Here is an 18,596-nt window from a genome sequence, read left to right as displayed (position 1 = left end):
TTCAGATATGCGCTTCCTGGCCGCGGCGGTCATACCGCGCTTCGACCCACGTTTAGTCGCCGCCGAAGTAGCTCGCGAACCGCTCGCGGGTTTTGACCTCTGGGCTGCCCATCGAGCTTTCATGGCCTCGGATAGACGTCGCCGGCCCGCTGCGGTGATTCCCCCGCGCTTTTTAGTGGAACTGGTGATCGCCGCAGCGGCAGGGCCTTTCGCGATCGGTGCTCCACGGCCGACTGCTCCTTCCAAAGCCGCGATAGCTCGTTCAAGGCGGCCCCTTTCCATCTTCAACTCCGCAAGAATCTGGTCGACGTCCATCGTTCTCTCCTTCAAAGGCTCATGGTTTTCGTATAAGGCGGACGGCTCATAGTGTCATTGGCCGATTCGTTTCGCAATTGGCCTGGCTATGAGTGCAGCTGCCAGGTCTATTTTTACTGCGCGTATGCTGCAAGCGAACGACGACCTTTGACTCCAATAATTCTCCGTTTTGCATGACTGGCTGCGTGCCGCCGCAAGAGCAATGGTGTGACCGCCTGGAGAGAGAGGACGGGCGCACTATGAAACCGAAGAACCAAAGCGCTGAAGATTTGTCGGCCGAAATCGCCGGTCTCACGGCCCTGAGCCGCGAGCAGCTACAAGCAAGGTGGCGCGAGTTATACCGCACCGAAACGCCACGAAAGATTGGCCTCGACCTGCTGATTCGCGCGATCGCGTATCGCCTGCAAGAGAACGCCTACGGCGGTCTCAAGCTGGCCACTCGCCGACTCCTGACCAAGGCCGCCGAGGATGCCTCCGCCCGACGACCCATCCGGGTCGCGCCCGAGCGCACGCTCAAGCCGGGAACCGTGCTGCTGCGCGATTGGCACGGCGTCCAGCATCAGGTGACGGTACTCGAATCGGCCATCATGTTTCAGAAGAAGCCGTACAAATCGCTCTCCGAAGTCGCCCGCAAGATAACCGGCACGCGCTGGTCGGGACCACTGTTCTTTGGCTTGAAGAGCACGAATGAGGAGACGACTGATGGAGCCCGCTAAATCTCGTATCCGGCGCTGCGCAATCTACACCCGCAAGAGCTCGGAAGAGGGTCTGGAGCAGGATTTCAATTCGCTTCACGCACAGCGCGAGGCGTGTGAGGCATACATAAAAAGCCAGGCCGGAGAGGGATGGCAGGTCGTCACAACTGCCTATGACGACGGCGGCTACTCGGGCGGCAGCATGGAGCGGCCGGCACTGCAGCATCTGCTGGAGGATATTCGCCAGAAGCAGATCGATGTGGTGGTCGTGTACAAGGTCGACCGGCTGACGCGGTCGCTCACGGACTTCGCGAAGATGGTCGAGGTGTTCGACGCCCAAGGCGTCTCCTTCGTATCCGTCACCCAGCAGTTCAACACGACTACGTCGATGGGACGCTTGACGCTGAACGTACTGCTCTCGGTCGCGCAGTTCGAGCGGGAAGTGACGGGGGAGCGGATTCGGGACAAAATTGCCGCCTCCAAGCGCAAGGGTATGTGGATGGGAGGCACCGTACCGATCGGTTATGACGTGCGCGATCGACATCTCGTAATCAATCGAGCGGAAGCGGCGACCGTGAAGCGGATCTACGAGCGGTATCTGGAACTCGGCAGCGTGCGGCTGCTCAAGCAGGATCTTGATCATCGCGGCGTCAGCTCCAAGATTCGAGTCTCGATGAAGGGCAATAAATCCGGTGGACGATCCTTCTCGCGCGGCGCCCTTTACGAACTGCTCGCCAACCCGATCTACATCGGCGAGATCCGCCACAAGCGGGAACGCCATCTGGGACTGCACGGCGCGATCCTCGAGCGCGAGCTCTGGGAAAGGGTTCAGCAACAGTTGCGCGAGCAAGCCGCGCAGCGGAGCCAACGTCCGATCAGGGCAGGATCGAGCCCGCTCGCAGGAAAGCTCTTCGAGCAAACTGGTGAGCCGCTCTACGTGCAATACACTGTGAAGGGCGCGCGGAGATACCGCTACTACGTATCGAAAGGCTTGATCACAGGCTCTGCCAAGGATGCGCAACGCGGCTGGAGACTGTCGGCGACTGAGATCGAGCGGGCAGTGGCAATTGCCGCGCGAGCCATTCTGGACGACCGAGTCGGCCTGCTCGAGGCACTGGAGAAGTCTGGAATCGAGTCTCCGGACGTGCGTGCGATGCTGGAAGCAGCGGCGGATTATGGCCGACGGCTGATAGCTTCGATTGACGTGGCAGCTTGTCTGACGGATCTGGTCGAGCGGGTGGAACTCCTCGAGCAGGGCATCCGGGTCTCAATCAAACTCTCGGTTCCCTCCGTCGGCCAACTCGAAGTGCCGATCGCCAGCGCAATTCATCTCTCGAGGCTCCTGCCGCTCAGAATGAAGCGGCGCGGCGTCGAGACACGGTTGATTCTGGAGGGATGCGAAGATGCCCCGAGGACGGTAGACCCGGCGCTGCTGAAGGCCATCGCTCGCGCCACTCAATGGTTTGAGGAATTGGCTGCGGGCCAAGTTAGCTCACTGGCCGAGGTTGCCCGACGCGACGGTCTCCCCAAGCGCTACGTCGAGCGGCTTACCAAACTGGCGTTCCTCGCACCCCGAATAGTCGATGCTGTGGTCGAGGGGCGCGCTGCGGCTGGCCTTAGTCTTCAGATGCTGATGGACGGTCGCTTCGAGCTGTCGCCAGAGTGGAAAGAGCAATTGCGTCAACTCGCGCACGGCTAGGAACGCATTCCAGCCCGTACCGTCCGATCCCATATGATTCCGCCAAACAAAGGATTGATGCGAGCCCGCGCCGGCAAACCTGGTGCGCCTCGCATGCCGGCGTCATTTTGACGACCTCGAGTTTGATTCCATGATGACCACGCGATAACACCAGGTGTATCCGAGATGTCGAGACAACGGCGTCTGCCGGAAGTTCGAGGTTCGTGGCGATTTCGAAGAAATAGCATACCAGCGGAGATGGTGCCCTGCTGCGATCGTTGCATTTTTTGCCATGGTGTCGGTTGGACCGCGCGTTTAGCGCAGGAGGCGTTACCCTCCTTCCAATTGATCTCGGCCATCCACCTGCTCATTTGGACGATGAGACGATAGGGTTCGTTAAGTCTGTTCTCTCGGACTTCATCGGCATCACCGGACAGCCGGTAGCGAATTTCGCCGTCGTGAGCCTGCGCAGCCACATCCTGCTGGACTACTTGGTGGACCCTGCAGATGCTGCAACGATTCGAGACTATATCGACATCGCGTGTCTTTCAGGTCTTTCTGGCCGAGAGTTTCTCGGTCGCGCCGAGCCGTATTGCAACTCCGACTGCTTCTTGTTGTACGAGCGCCGATTCGACTCGATGACCGGCGTCAGAGCGCCAATGTTCCGGAGACGAGACAACACACCTTTCGGGCCTGCCGCGGGTCCCGCGATGCGAGTTCACGTGCCTGTGCACGCTGCGGCGGTTCCGCGAGCGTCGCTCGACGAGAGCTTCTTTCGCGCGCTTGCAAGTTTTCGTGAGATCGTCGTGACCAGTTCCGATTCTGAACGTTGGACTGCCTGGCAGGAGGCAATCTATTGCTTCAACCAGGCGAACACAGACAACGAGAGTATGAGTGAGCACCTCGAATGGGTGCTGATGTCATCCGCGCTGGAGCGAATTCTCGGGGCGCCGCCGAACGCCGACGCAGTAGCCAAGCGATTTGTCGAAGCGATCGTCCCGGAGAGGCCCCAACTCTATTTCGACCTCGCGATCCTTCGAGACTGGGTGCGCGAATTCTACCGGCTGCGGGGCGATTTTGCTCACGGACGGATTCGATCGCGAAAACTGCGTCGATGGGAATCGTGGCGTCACCTGCTCTTCGGTGCCATCGCGTTTCCTCTATTAACTAAGGCGCTCCTCGAAAGAGAAAAGGCGTACGTATTCACTGAAAATGATCACTGCCAATTGGCGGCGCTGGCGTGGATGCTGAGAGAGGCCTTGCACGCTTCGGCAGCCGCGAAGAGCTGGCATCAATATGTCAGCGATCAGCTTTCGTTGATTAGGCGATCACCAACGGCGTCCTAATCGGTGACAGCAAAGAATGCTCGGCTTTGTCTTCCAGACAGCCAGGTTTCCGGCAACAAATTCACATCGCGACCTGCCGCACGTCTCGGGCAGCCCTGCGGGGATAACTACCGCGACGGCAGACTGCATCGCGACGATGGCCTCGCAGTTGTCGAGCCAATCCACCCTCAGAAGGTCGACGAGTCCCTTTATCTCGCCGGCAGCGATAGTCGCGGCCGCTCTGCCAAAAAACACTCGGCTGGATTTTGGGATGACGGGCGATGGTGCTATTTTGCTGGTCGTAACTAAACAGGGCGTTATCGACGCCATCCGCGCACCGCCGGATCGTAGCGCTCGTTTTGCGACCACGAAGAGGAAAGCCTGACTTGCCTTACAAGAACGAACAACGCGCTATATCAATCCGGCAGCCTTGGGCGTATGCGATTCTGCATCTCGGCAAGGATGTCGAGTCGGATCGGTCGATATGGCGAGGGTGAGGGAGTTGATGGCACTGGACTAGTTGCGGTCGGGCCAGCAAGGTTTGCCGCGTCGAAGAACGGAGACGGATTCTGGTACCTGCCCCTCATGGAGCCGGCAGAGCTGGAAGCGACGAGGGATACATTGATGCGGCGCGCCGAGCAATGGCGGAGAGCGCACGGCCTCCTCGTGCGACACTCGCGATAGCACATAGCGTGGAGAGAGGTCTTCAGGTGGCGAACGGCAGGAAGAAGGGCAACAACAGCAAGGGGCCGCGCGACGCGGCCAATTATCGGCATCCCGAAGCCGACAGTCCGCTGCGGCCGGAGGTCGGCACGCAGCCGCAATTCAAGAAGCGCAAGCCGCCGGCCACTTATCGCTACGATTCGTCAATCTCGCCGGAGCTCGAATGGGACGGGCAGAATTCATCGCGCGAGGCAGGTGAGGCGCTGATTCGCGAAATCCTGGAAGCAAAATCACTCGACGATGCTAAGCACGCCGCCGAGCGGCTCAAACAGATGTCGCGGCCGTTCCTCAATTGGGCGGGCAAGGCGGAGCGGCTCTCCTTCGACGTGCCGACGCTGCCGCTGTTCGTGCATGAGCGGCTTTCGACCAAGGGCATCATCGAGACGCTCAAGGGACACAAGCTCGATCCGCAGCTCGGCTTCGACCTGTTCGGCGATCCCGGCCGTTCAATCACCGACCAGGTGCTCAAGGCCTACGAGTACCGCGACAAGTGGGTCAACCGGATGATCCTGGGCGACTCGCTGGCGGTGATGAATTCGCTGCTCCATTACGAGGGGCTGGGCGGGCAGGTCCAGATGATCTACATCGACCCGCCGTACGGGGTGAAGTTCGGCTCGAACTTTCAGCCGTTCGTGCGCAAGCGCGACGTCACTCACAACGACGACGAGGACATGACGCGCGAGCCCGAGATGGTGAAGGCGTACCGCGACACGTGGGAGTTGGGACTCCACTCTTACCTTACCTATATGCGCGATCGGCTGCTGCTCGCGCGTGAGTTACTATCGCCGAGCGGAAGCGTGTTTGTGCAAATCAGCGACGAGAATTTGCACCACGTTCGTGAGCTCATGGACGAAGTATTCGGTTCTGAAAACGACTGCGGCTTGATTACCTTCACCAAAACGAGCAGCGCATCTGGGAATTTGCTGTCTGCAGTGAGCGATTACCTTCTCTGGTATTGCAAGGATAGAGAGAGGGTCAAGTACCGCCAGCTTCACTTGAAAAAAGAAGCGGGCGAAGTTGGTGGGACCCAATACACGTGGGCCGAATTGCCCGATGGAACCCGGAACAATTTCGGGTCCGTCGAACGGATACAAGCCGAAGCACCGACAGGTTCAAGGATATTTCGACAGGACAATCTCACCAGCCAACGTCCCGCACAAGAAGGTGATGTGAGAGAGTTCGAGTTCGATGGCAAGCGGTTCACTCCCGGACGCGGGACGTTTAAGACCGATCTAAAGGGGCTGGAGAGTCTCGCTCGCGCTAAGAGACTCATTGTGGTCGGCAACACCTTGAGCTACGTGAGATTTCTAGGCGATTTTCCCGTATTCCCCATCTCCAACGTTTGGGATGACACGGCGATTTCAGGTTTCGCCGCGCAGAAGCTCTACGTAGTCCAGACGTCGCCGAAGGTAATCGAACGATGCGTCCTTATGACCACCGATCCCGGTGACCTTGTGCTCGATCCTACCTGCGGCAGCGGAACCACCGCATATGCCGCGGAGCAGTGGGGACGGCGCTGGATAACCATCGACACCAGTCGCGTTCCGCTCGCCCTCGCGCGCCAACGCCTGCTCACCGCAACGTTTCCCTATTACCAGCTAAACGACGAAGCGCGCGGACCTGCCGGCGGCTTCATCTATCAGCGCAAGCAAAACAACAAGGGCGAAGAAGTCGGCGGCATCGTGCCGCACGTCACGCTCAAGTCGATCGCGAACGACGAACCTCCGGCAGAGGAAGTGCTCGTCGATCGGCCTGAGGTCACGAACAGCATCACGCGCGTCACCGGTCCGTTCTGCGTCGAGGCGACGATCCCTACGCCGGTTGATTATGAATCCTCACCGGCTGAAGCCGGTGCCACTGAAAGCCAACAAGACCACGGCTCGTTCGTCGATCGGATGCTCGAAGTGCTGCGCAAGTCGCCGGTGCTGCAAGTCGGCGGCAACAAGAAAATCACGCTAAAGAACGTCCGCCCGCCGGCCAAGACGCTCGCGCTCTCGGCGGAAGCGATGGTCGCCAACGGCGCTGATAAGAGCGTGGCTTTCGTATTCGGGCCCGAGAACGGCGCGGTCAGCGAGAAGCTGGTGCATGAGGCCGCGTTCGAGGCGCGTGGCAAGGGGTACGCGCATCTGTACGTAGTCGGCTTCGCGATCCAGCCCAATGCGCGCAACCTGATCGACAACTGTGAAGCGGTGATGAGCATCGCGGCCACCTATGTGCAGGCGACGCCCGACCTGATGATGGGCGACTTGCTCAAGACGATGCGCTCGAGCCAGATTTTCAGCGTCTGCGGCCTGCCCGAGGTGAAGCTGCGCCGAATCAAGCCGTCGAGCAATGGCGCAACACAGTTCGAGGCCGAGCTGGCGGGGCTCGACGTGTTCGATCCAATCGAGATGCACGCGCATCATGAGTCCGGCGACAACGTCCCGGCGTGGCTCCTCGATACGGATTACAACGGGCTGTGCTTCCACGTGTCGCAGGCATTCTTTCCGCGCACCAGCGCATGGGAGAACCTGAAGAAGGCGCTGCGCGGCACCTACGATGAAGCGGTATGGGACCATCTGGCGGGCACAATCAGCGCGCCGTTCGAGGCGGGCGAGCACGGCCAGATCGCGGTCAAGGTGATCGACGATCGCGGCAACGAACTGATGGTAGTGAAAAGCATCACGGAAGCAGGCAAGAGCTAAAGTGGAAACCACACAGGCTAAAGGCTGTGTCACTTGCAATCTCTGAGGTGGCAGGCTTTAGCCTGTGTTTAGGAAACCTCATGAGCCGGAAAGAACCTTCAGACATGGGTCCTCATCGCTTTCAAGCAATCGATCCCTGGAAGTCTGAAGGCCTGGTCTTCAAGCGCCGCAACCTGCCGCACGTCGAAGTGCCCGGAGCTTCGATCACATCATAAGACACGAGGCGGAGCTGCAAGAGAAAATCGAATACATCAGAGAGAACCCGGTCAAGGGGGCCTCGAGTCTCGGTCCGATGATTACAGATGGCTGTTTGTCAGAAACTCCACAGGCTAAAGCCTGTGCCACCTTCAGGAGACCAGAGGCCCAAGCACAATGCCCGATTACGAAGTACCCGAACCGATACTGAACTCGCCGTACGAGGAGCCAGCCGCTCACTGGAACATCGAAGAAGGTGCGTCTCCAGAAAAGCGCCCTGGCCGCCGGCCGGCCGGTTACTTCTTCCGCGATCCCAAAGCTCCCGCGAGCGATAGCGAGCACGACGCGCGCGGAAGCTGGGAGGAACTCAAGCTTGTAAATTTGATCCGCGAGCGCATCAAGCAATGGCGCAGCCAGGGCTACCCGGGCGTGACGCGGACGACGTTCGACCTGCTCAACTACTGGCAGCGCGACGGCCGACAGCATCGGCTGTTCTTCGCGCAGCTCGAGGCCGCTGAAGCGATCATTTTCCTGAACGAAGCGCGCGCCGATTTCCGGCAAGGAATCCAAGTGCCGTCCGACGAGCCGAGCGACGAGGCAAAAGCGAAGGGCATCAGGGCCTTCACTCGCTATGCGTGCAAGATGGCGACCGGCGCGGGAAAGACGACTGTGATGGGAATGGTGGCGGCGTGGAGCATCCTGAACAAGGTCAATGACCGTAGCGACGGCCGCTTCTCGGACGCGGTGTTGATCGTCTGCCCGAACGTGACGATTCGCAACCGCCTAGGTGAGCTTCACCCTGAGACTGGCGAGGCGAGCCTCTACCGGACCCGCGATCTGGTTCCCGAACATCTGATGGCCGACCTAACGAAGGGCCGCGTGGTGGTGACAAATTGGCACGTGTTCGAGCCTCAGAGCGTCCAAACCGGCGGCACCAGCGGCAAGGTGATTAAAGCGGGCGTGCCGGTTCGTGTCGAAGAGACGATCACGATTGGGGCGAGAACGACGACGGCGCGTGGCAAGCGCTACCTGACACCTGATGAAGTGTCGCGTCAGGCCGCGGCAGGGCTGATCAAGGTCCTGAGCGAGGAAAAGGACAAGGAAGGAAATCTCAAACGGGTACGGATCGAATCGTACAAGTATGTCGAGAGCGATACCGCGGTGGTGAATCGTGTGATCGGCAAGGAAGTAGGCGGCAAGCAGAACATCCTCGTGTTCAACGACGAAGCGCATCACGCCTACCGCATTCGGCAACCCGAGAACGGCGACGACGAAGAAGAGGAGGACGACAGCGAGCAGTTCTTCAAAGAGGCGACAGTATGGGTTGAAGGCCTCGATCGGATTCACAAGCTGCGCGGAATAAATTTCTGCCTCGATCTGTCAGCGACTCCATATTTCTTGGGTCGCGTCGGGCAGGAGACGAATAGAACCTTTCCGTGGGTGGTGTCCGACTTCGGCCTGACGGATGCGATCGAGTCGGGGCTGACCAAGATTCCACAGCTTGTCGTCCGGGACACAACGGGAAATCCTGTCCCGAGCTACTTCAATATCTGGCGATGGATCCTGACGAAACTCACTCCGAGTGAACGGGGCGGCAAGAGAGCCAATCCAAAGCCAGAAGCCGTTCTCAAATACGCTTCCACACCAATCCTGATGCTGGCGGGACTATGGGAGGAGCTGCGCGCCGAATGGGAGCGCGACCATGTCGGCGATCCGCGTCCGCCCGTGTTCATCATCGTTTGTAAAAATACAAAGATCGCCGACGTGATCTACAAGTGGCTCGGCGAAAACGATGCGCCGTCGGGAATCGCGCCGGCGAAAATCGCGGGCTTCCTCAATAACGATAATCGCAAAAACACGATCCGCGTCGATTCCAAAGTCATCGCGGAGACCGATACCGGAGAGGCCAAGAGCGACGAGAGTGCGTGGATGCGCCTCACGCTCGACACCGTGGGCAAGACCGAATGGCCGAAGGATCGGCAGGGACGCTCGCTGTATCCTGAGAACTTCGAAGAACTCGCGAACAAGCTAAAGAGGCCCCTGCACCCGCCTGGACGGGACGTGCGATGCATCGTCAGCGTCGGGATGCTCACCGAGGGATGGGACTGCAACACGGTGACGCACATAGTTGGACTGCGGCCGTTCATGTCGCAGCTACTGTGTGAGCAGGTCGTCGGCCGCGGGCTGCGCCGGTCGAGCTATGAAGTCGGCGAAGATGGGAGGCTCACCGAAGAAGTCGCAAAAGTCTTCGGCGTCCCCTTCGAGATCATCCCGTTCAAGGAAAACAAGGGCGGTGCCGCGCCGTCAGTTAGGCGCCACCACATCCATTCGCTGCCCGAGAAGGCGGCGTTCGAGATCAAGTACCCGCGGGTCGAAGGATATCGGCAGGCGATCCGCAACCGCGTGACGATTGACTGGAATGCTGCGCCAACGTTGACCATCGATCCGATGAAGATACCGCCGGAAGTCGAGGTCAAAGCCACACTTCCGAGTAACAAAGGAAGACATTCGCTGTCGGGCCCAGGAAAGCTCGAGAAGGTTGATCTGAATCCATATCGCTCGGGCCGCAGGTTCCAGGAATTGGTTTTCGACATGGCGGCCGAGTTAACGCGCGAGTACGTCAATCGGCGGGAGTGCGAGGCGCCAGCGCATGTGCTGTTTCCGCAGATGCGGCAAATCGTGGACCGATACCTTCGCGAGAAAGTTCAGCCGCTCCCGCCAGCGCAAACGATCGACGTGTTCTGCTCGCCATACTATGGATGGGTGATCGAGCATCTGAGGGATGCGATCAAGCCGGACGTATCCCAAGGCGAGGCGCCGATCGTTCCCATCTATGAGACGCGGCGAGAACCGGGCTCAACCGGCGAGGTCGATTTTTGGACGAGCCGCGAAGTGCGCGAGGTCGTACGCAGCCATGTGAACTACGTCGTTGCCGATACAAAGAAGTGGGAGGAGTCAGCAGCGTACTTCATCGACACGAATGACCTGGTTGATGCATTCGCGAAAAATGCAGGGCTGGGTTTCGCAATCCCATACTTTCACAACGGCGAAGCGCACGACTATGTTCCCGATTTTATCGTCAGGCTCAAGACCGAGCCGCCCATGCATCTGATTCTCGAAGTGAAGGGCTACGACGAACTACAGGAGGTCAAGGCCCAGGCTGCTCAGAAGTGGGTCGAGGCGGTCAACGCCGACCGGACATACGGACGATGGGCTTACGCAGTCGCAAGGAAACCGAGCGACGTTAAACAGCTCATTTCTGATACGGCAATTAGCTTGGCGCGGAGCGATTGAGCCAATGCCCACAACAACTGCCGCCGATGACATTCTTGAGTGGGCGAGCTCAAGGCTCGATCTATGGCAACAAGACGCCTTGCGGCGCTTGGCCGGTTCGCCAGAAGTGACTGACGCTGACCTTGACGAACTTCTTGCGATGGTGAAGCAACAAGCCGGCCTCGCTCTATCATCAGCGCCCCCGGTGCCCGTGCCTCTCGACAAAAGCCATCTCGGTGCCAGCTCGGGAGCCCCGGCAATTAGGATCAAGGCTATCCGCAATATTAAGAACGTTAACAAGCTCGCGCCCACGGCGTCGCTCAACTTCAAGCTAGAGGGCCTTACTGTTATTTACGGCACCAACGGTAGTGGAAAAACGGGGTTCATCCGCATTCTCCGGCGTGCCTGTCGTACCCGTATTACCGATCAGAACAAGTTGAAGGTACTCGCCGACGTTTATGGCACTGCGAGTGGCCCCAATTCAGCCGAGATCGTCATTGAGACGGCAGGAGGCGAGCAGGTGATTTCGTGGACAGAGGGTACCGCCGCCTCAGAGCTCATGCTGCGCGCTGCGGTATTCGATAGCAAGGCGGCCGAACTCTACGTGGATCAGGGGAACCAGATACGCTTTCTGCCCTTTGGCCTCGCCTTGCCCCACAAGCTTAACGAGGTTGGCCTCGCCGTTAAGAACAAACTGAATACAGAGCGTCAGCCAGTGCAGGAGCAACTGGTTCTTACCAAAATCGAATTCCTAAAGCCTAAAGCGACCAATGCTCAAACATTTTACAACACCCTGACCGGAGACACGAAAGATGTCTCAATTGACGCAGCAGCTTCCTTTGGGCCAGCTGAGGAGATCCGACTAGCCCAGCTAGAAAAGCTACTCGTCGGATCCGCTGGTGACGCCGCGGACCGTCGGTCGCTGGCCGAATGGCTCGAAGCTCGCCGCTCTCGCTTCACCAATTTGACCACCGCACTCAGCGCTAGCCAGATCGAGCAGCTTGTTAAACTACGGGAAGAGGCGGCCGAAGCCCGCAAAGCCGCTGATCTTGCCGCAAGCGGGGCATTTGCTGCCGAGCCTCTCGCTGGCGTCGGCGGCGAGACGTGGCGCCGTCTCTGGGAAGCGGCGCGTGCCTATTCGACGGCTGATGCCTATCCAAACCGCTCGTTCCCAGTTTCGACACTCTTAGCTGACGGCACCGATCCGCGGTGCGTGTTGTGCCAGCAGCCACTCGACGCCTCCGCTCGCGAGCGCTTTAGTAGGTTCGAGGCGTTCGTCACCGCGTCACTCGCCAAAAAGGCAAGGGAAGCCGAAGATGCGTTTGGAGTTGGGATTAAGGCGTTGCGCGCTCTCGACACCAGTTCCCCTGCAGACGCAATGGCGCGCATAAAGCAAATCGAGGCCCGCTTTCCTGCCCTGGCCAACTCTCTCACCATCATTAGCCAGAGCTTTATGGAAAGACATGAAATGGCATTGAAGGTAATCGTCGGCGAGGCCGAAATCGCAGCGATACCTGACCTTCCGGCACCGCCAGATTCGGAGATAACGGTAGCAGCGAACTGGCTCAATGACGAGGCCAGTCAACTCGAATCGGCGATTGACGCCCAGCAGCGCGCGTCGCTCGAGGCTGAGCGGCAGGAGCTGCTCGACAGCCGCCTTCTCACGCAATCGATGAAGACTCTCAAGAAGCGCCGCGATCTCTTGAAGCAGGATTCGCTCTTTCAGGCCGCGATTGATAATACGCAGACCAAGGGGATCACGCAGCGCGCGAATGAGTTAATCGACAAGCACCTTACCAAGTTGGTAACGAATAATTTTGAGGCTGAATGCAAAGCGCTCGACATCAATTACCTCCGCATCAGCCTATCGCGCGAGAGCGGTCGCACAGAAGCGGTCTTTAAGACTGACACTGGCACCAAGCTCACGCGCACCAGCTCCGATATCCTCAGTGAAGGCGAGCAACGCGCACTCGCGCTGGCTGGCTTTTTGACCGAGACCACAATTACGGCTCCGGATGGGCCGATCATCATCGACGACCCGGTGTCATCGCTCGACCGGCAGCGCAGCGCCCGTGTTGCTGCCCGTATCGTAGAGGAGGCAAAACGGCGCCAAGTCATCGTATTCACACACGACTTGGTCTTCTACAACGAGCTCTGCCGCATCGCTGACGACGCTGGGCTTGAGCCTCAAACTTGCCGACTATTTCGCAATGCCAACGGCACAGGCCTCGTCGATCCATCAGGCGAAGATTGGAAGAGCATGAAGGTGGGTAAGCGAATCGCCATGCTCAAGAATGAAATGGTTAGAGTCGGCAAGCTTCAGAATACAGAACCGAGCCGCTATGAATACGAAGCAAAAAATGTGTATGGCCGCCTCCGCGACGCATACGAGCGCGCTGTAGAAGAATGCCTGTTCCACGAAACGATTTCGCGATTTAACGATGCGGTTAAGACGCAAAACCTTCGGTACGTTGATCTGCCTGACGAATACGCAGTGCGGTTTCATGAAGGCATGACCAAAGCGAATACGTTCAGTCACGACAACCCGTCCGCCGGAACCGCCACCTTACCCGAGCCTCACGAAATCAATGCCGATATTGCCGCGCTCGAAACGCTGGTAGCTGACTTCAAGAAGGTGCACGATGATGCGGAGAAGCGCCGACCAAAGATGAAGCCGCATTGATGGAACGTGACTCCTCGCGCATGAACGGGGCTGATGTCGTTTCTTTAGTCCGTTCGTTTGCGCCTCTACAAAGTGAGGCATTCCTCGCGATATTCCTCGAACGCGGTCAATGCGGACGGCTCGTACGGGGAGGCGTCACGCAAGATGGGACGGCTACGGCAATGGTGCGAAGACATTAATCGGGTGCAGGCCGGCGTGAAATATGACTTTGTTTACGTGGACCAAGAAAGTTTTGAGCAATACAAGCCCACCTCATTCCGGCAATTGCTTGATGGCTTCAGGGAATACAAAGAGAAAATATAACCAAGGCGCTGCACCTGACCGCTATCCCGCTACGCTTATAGCGGCAGGTGAGCTTTCAGGAGCCAACACATGAAGTTTCTCCACACCGCAGACTGGCAGATCGGCATGCGGGCCGCGCATGTGGGCGCGGCGGGGACGCGGGTGCGCGAGGAGAGGCTGAGCGCGGCGCGGCGAGTCATCGATGCGGCGCGCATTGCGGGGGTGGAGTTTGTCGTCGTCTGCGGGGACACGTTCGAGGACAACGGTGTCGACCGCGTGCTTGTGCAGAAGGTGGCGGACATCCTGGGCGGATTCGGCGGGCCGGTCTACGTAACCCCAGGAAATCATGATCCGTTCATGCCCGGGTCGGTGTGGGAGCATCCGGCGTGGCGGTCGAGCGACAACGTACGCGTGCTGCGGGAAGAAACACCGATCGAGGTGTCGGGCGGAACGCTTTTCCCGTGTCCGGCGCGAGAGCAGCACTCGGGCAAGGATCCGACGGCGTGGATTCCCGCAGGTGACTCGCGCGGGATTCGCGTAGGGCTGGCGCATGGGACGGTCGAAGGGGTGTACCAGGAGGAGCCCGATTATCCGATCCCCCGCAATGCAGCGGTGCGTGCCGGGCTGGACTACCTCGCCATTGGTCATTGGCACTCGACGGCAACGTATCCGGCAACCGACGGGACAGTCCGCATGGCCTACTCCGGCACGCACGAGACGACGAAGTTCGGAGAAAGAGATAGCGGGAACGCATTGATCGTGGAGATCACCGGACCCGGCGCATCGCCCGTCATCACTCCAGTTCGAACGGGTGGACTTACGTGGTCGGTGATCGAGGAGGAGGTGCGTGAGCCGGGCGACCTCGCGCGTCTGCGTCAACGCGTCGAAGCGCTTGAGAATCCGGGCGCCACGCTGCTGGACCTGCGCGTCGCGGGATTGCTGTCCGCGCAGGATCGCGACGAGCTAACGCGCATTGAGGAGATTCTCGCGTCGCGATTCCTTTTCGGGCGCATTGACCCGACGCGCCTACGGCCATCGCCGAGCGATGACGGCTGGATCGCTGGCCTGCCGGCGGGTGTGCTGCGCGAGGCCGCGACGAACCTGCGCGAGCTGGCGGATCCGGCGTACGCCGACCCACGTCCGGAAGGTGCGTCGCCTGAAGTCGCGTGTCGGGCGTTGTTGGAGTTGTATGCGTTGGCGTCGGAGGGTGGCGCGTGATTCTTCGCTCGATTGCCGTCCAGGGGTGGAGGTGTTTCGCGAACCCCATCTCGGTTGGTCCGTTCACGGACGGCTTGAACGTTTTGCACGCACCTAACGCCACCGGGAAGTCGACGCTCTTTGAAGCCCTGCTGCGCGGCCTGCTCGACGGGCATCGAGTCAGCGGCCGTGAGGTCGAGAACCTGCGCCCGTGGGGACGCGAGCTGGCTCCCACCGTTACGGTGGAGTTCTCGCACGGCGGTGCGGAATACCGAATGATGAAACGCTTTTTCGATCGTCCGTCGGCTGAGTTGGAGCGTCGTGAGAATGGAAGCTTCGTCCGCATGGCGGAGGGCGAGTCCGCGGACGAAAAGATCCGAGAGATTCTCACGCGCAATCCGCCGGGACGCGGGTTGTCACGGCCGGAGAATTGGGGGCTTGCTCAGGTCTTGTGGGCACCACAGGGCAACCTGGCGCTTGGCAAGTTGTCGGGTGATCTCGTGGCGGACATTCGAACCGCCCTTGGTGTGCAGGTGTCGGGTCCGGGCAGCGGGCCGCCGGAGGAGCGAATTGAGACGGCATACCTTCGCTTTTTCACGACTGGCGGCCAGTACCGGCGAGGCAAGGACGCGCCGGCAGCGGTGCGGTTGGGTGAGAGCTTGCAGGCCGCACTCGAAGCGCAGCGCGTTGCGGGTGAGCAGCAGCGGATATTCGAGGAGGCGGCACGTCGGGTCGAGGATCTGCGCGCGCGCCGCGCGCAAGCTCGGCGCGACGCCGACGCGCTTACGAAGTCCCTCCGCGACGCACGGACACGAGCTGAAGCGTACAGGGAGCTCATATCAAATAAGGCACAGCGTCTGGACCGGGTGAAGGCGGCCGAGGCTCAGCACCGCGAGCTCAAGCAGCGAATCGACGCTATTAAGACTGCGGCGAAGGATCTGGCCGACGTGCGGCAGGTCCTCACCCAGCTTCGCTCCGAGCTGCCGTCGTGGGTTCGCGAGGTCGAGCAGCACGAGATAGATACCGCGCGGACGCAGACAGCGCTCGAAGATGTCCGCAAGACACGCGACGCGAATGAAGCGACTAGGCAGCGCGCCGAACTTGCGGGACGGTATCTCGACGAGCTGCGGCGGGCATCGGCCCTTGATGATCGATTGCGCAGAATTGCCGAGGCGTCGGAAACCCTTGCGCAGCACAAGCTGGAGCGCAGCCGCTTGGTCGCGCCCGATACGAAGACGCTGCGCGCGATCCGCAAGGCAATGAAGGACCACGACGACGCACGGATGCGCCTCGAAGCCGCGCTGATCACGCTGGAGATCGTTCCCGAGAAGGCCGGTGCGCTGGTTATCGTGTCTGGTGAAGAACCCGGAGAACGATCACTCTCAGCGGGGGTACCCGCGCAAGTGAAAGGATCACCCGAAGTCGTTGTTGATTTGCCAGGCATCGCCCGCCTCCGCGCCCGCGGGCCTGCGGGATCGATCGCTGAGATCCGCATCGAACGTGAGAAGGCAGCGGACAGGCTGAAAGCTTTGACGGAGGCATTTGGGGCCGCAGACCTCGAAGTTCTGGACGCATTGCATGACAAGGCGACGGAGCTGGACAAACGACTCGCGGCCGCGCAAACACAGATTGACACCCTGCTGGCTGGGGAAACGGCCGAGCAGATCGAAACGGAACGCGCTACGTTCGCGGCGGTGACCTCGCGGATCGTCGCGGATTATCCGGACTGGCGCGACACACCTCCAGACGTGGCAGCGCTCAGAGCCGCGGCCGATGCGAGCAAGCGTGCCTTCCTTGCTTCTCTCGACACGGCCGAGGCTGCTCGTGACGCCGCGCAAGCCGCACTCAACGCTGCCATCCACCAAAGGGGAACGATTGAGGTGCGCATTGAAGAGACCGACCGACACGAGCGATCGTTGACCAACAAGCTCGCTGAACTGACCAACGACGGCAAGTCTGAGGGAGAACGCGATGGCGAGCTGAGAGGAATCGCCCTTACCTGGGATGCAGCGCGGGCAGGTCTCGAAGAGATCGAGGCCAAGCTCGCCGAGTTTGGCGAAGATCCCGGCGCCACGGCAACCACGCTCGAGAAGCAACTACAGGCCGCCGACGATACGGCAACCAAAGCTCTCGAACAGGAAAAGAGCGAAGAGGGCCGCCTCATGCACGTTTCAGCGCAGGGCCCGTACTCGGCCCTCGCTCGGGCGGATGAGGAAGTTGCCCGTCTGAAAGGCGAGATTGCCAGCGAAGAATTGCAGATGGCCGCCATCCGCCTGCTGCGGACAACGGTGGAGCAGTCTCGAAACGCAGCGTTAGCCGCAGTAGCGGCTCCGGTGGAAGCCGCTGCAACGCGCACGCTGCAGCGCATTGCTGGCAATCGGCTGGGCCGTGTCCAGCTAGGGGAAGCGTTCGAGCCCATGCAGATGATGCCGGGGATTGCCAATGCACCGGTGTCGATCGAAAGCATGTCAGGCGGCGAGCGCGAGCAGATCTATCTCGCCACACGTCTCGCTTTGGCCGAGGTGCTTGCGAAGGGCGAGCGCCAACTCGTGGTGCTGGATGACGTGTTGGTTGCGACAGACTCCGGACGCTTAGCCCGTGTGATGCGGATTCTGGAAGAGGCGGCGCAGCGATTGCAGTTGCTCATCCTTACGTGTCATCCAGAACGTTACTTGGGTCTGGATGGCGCACGTTTTTTCGATCTGGAGGGAATTCTTCGTGACGGTGCGGCGGCGTGACCCTTAGCAGGTTGTTGATGAAAGGGCAGGATCGCGAGTTGGGCTTGGTCTGAGGACGGAGGGAAGTGAGTAGTGAGGTTGCGAGTCGGGTAGTTACCGGATTGGCGGTGGCAAGTGCGGCTCGCTGGCGGCTCGATTCATCCGCTGGGACAGAGCTTCGCGATCCTCAGCAGGTTGTAGGCGGCGCCGACCAGGTAGGCGGCGCAAGTGGTCCGCTCGAGGCCTCGATAGCGGGTGCGGCGGAAGTTGCCGACCGGCTTGATCCAGCCGAAGATTTCCTCGACCCGCTTGCGCACCCGCTGGCTGACCGCGTAGCCCGGCCAACTGGTGGTGCGATGGTCGAGCGCCGAGCCGCCCGGCCGCCGCACATTGCGCGCCACATGGGGAGTGACATTGAGCGCGCGGCAACTCGCCACGAAGGCCGCAGTGTCGTAGCCCTTGTCGCCCGCCACCGTGATCCGGCGCGCTCCGCGAACCACTTGCAGCATTTCCAGCCCTTGCTCGCAGTCGGCCCGGCCGCTGGCCTGGCCCACGCGCAGATCGATCATGATGCCGTTGCGATTCTCCATCAGCACGCTCTCGGTGTAACAGAGCCTGGCCTCTTTGCCGGCACCCTTCTTCGCCAGCCTCGCTTCGGGATCAGTCGTCGACTGATGGGTCGCGTTGTGGCGCCGCTCGCCGTGGAAGTCCACGCTCGGATTGCCCGGATCAGCGGGCGGCATACGATCGCCTGGCTGCTCGCCCTTGGGACGAAAGCTCTTGAGCGAGGCCCACGCCTCGATCAGCGTGCCGTCCACCGTAAAGTGCT

The 18,596-nt window shown here is 60.2% G+C and carries 10 protein-coding genes; 9 read left to right on the top strand and 1 reads right to left on the bottom strand.

What is annotated here, in order from left to right:
* The first annotated feature begins 554 nt into the window (after window positions 1-554).
* The 9 genes from Q7S58_RS08640 (at window position 555) to Q7S58_RS08600 (ending at window position 17,788) form a co-directional block, all read left to right on the top strand.
* Window positions 555-1,031: a DUF2924 domain-containing protein gene (locus Q7S58_RS08640; protein ID WP_304823550.1), complete on the top strand. Its 477-nt coding sequence runs from the start codon at window positions 555-557 to the stop codon at window positions 1,029-1,031.
* Entirely contained in the window at window positions 1,018-2,709 is a 1,692-nt protein-coding gene (locus tag Q7S58_RS08635; RefSeq protein ID WP_304823547.1) for a recombinase family protein, read from the top strand. The genes Q7S58_RS08640 and Q7S58_RS08635 overlap by 14 nt, the downstream gene beginning before the upstream one ends.
* A 350-nt stretch (window positions 2,710-3,059) precedes the next feature.
* Window positions 3,060-4,034, top strand: a complete 975-nt coding sequence (locus Q7S58_RS08630) for a hypothetical protein (RefSeq protein ID WP_304823544.1) — start codon at window positions 3,060-3,062, stop codon at window positions 4,032-4,034.
* A gap of 689 nt (window positions 4,035-4,723) precedes the next feature.
* Window positions 4,724-7,420: a site-specific DNA-methyltransferase gene (locus Q7S58_RS08625; protein ID WP_304823541.1), complete on the top strand. Its 2,697-nt coding sequence runs from the start codon at window positions 4,724-4,726 to the stop codon at window positions 7,418-7,420.
* An 80-nt stretch (window positions 7,421-7,500) separates the two neighbouring features.
* Window positions 7,501-7,635 (top strand): hypothetical protein, encoded by a 135-nt coding sequence (locus Q7S58_RS08620; protein WP_304823538.1) that lies wholly within the window; start codon window positions 7,501-7,503, stop codon window positions 7,633-7,635.
* Window positions 7,636-7,792: 157 nt separating this feature from the next.
* Window positions 7,793-10,909, top strand: a complete 3,117-nt coding sequence (locus Q7S58_RS08615) for a BPTD_3080 family restriction endonuclease (protein WP_304823535.1) — start codon at window positions 7,793-7,795, stop codon at window positions 10,907-10,909.
* A 4-nt stretch (window positions 10,910-10,913) separates the two neighbouring features.
* Window positions 10,914-13,571: an AAA family ATPase gene (locus Q7S58_RS08610; protein ID WP_304823532.1), complete on the top strand. Its 2,658-nt coding sequence runs from the start codon at window positions 10,914-10,916 to the stop codon at window positions 13,569-13,571.
* A gap of 372 nt (window positions 13,572-13,943) precedes the next feature.
* Window positions 13,944-15,071, top strand: coding sequence for a DNA repair exonuclease (locus Q7S58_RS08605; protein WP_304823529.1), 1,128 nt, complete (start codon window positions 13,944-13,946; stop codon window positions 15,069-15,071).
* The gene (locus Q7S58_RS08600) at window positions 15,068-17,788 is read left to right on the top strand and encodes an AAA family ATPase (protein WP_304823526.1); all 2,721 of its coding nucleotides are present in this window, start codon (window positions 15,068-15,070) and stop codon (window positions 17,786-17,788) included. The genes Q7S58_RS08605 and Q7S58_RS08600 overlap by 4 nt, the downstream gene beginning before the upstream one ends.
* A gap of 137 nt (window positions 17,789-17,925) precedes the next feature.
* Here Q7S58_RS08600 and Q7S58_RS08595 read toward each other — a convergent pair.
* The coding region (locus tag Q7S58_RS08595; protein WP_304823523.1) for an IS5 family transposase at window positions 17,926-18,596 on the bottom strand (671 nt) is incomplete at its 5' end.

This window comes from Candidatus Binatus sp. (assembly GCF_030646925.1).
In the GTDB taxonomy this organism is placed as follows: Bacteria; Desulfobacterota; Binatia; order Binatales; family Binataceae; genus Binatus.
The sequence above is the reverse complement of the archived record's forward strand: the minus strand, read 5'-3'. Positions and strand labels throughout refer to the sequence as shown.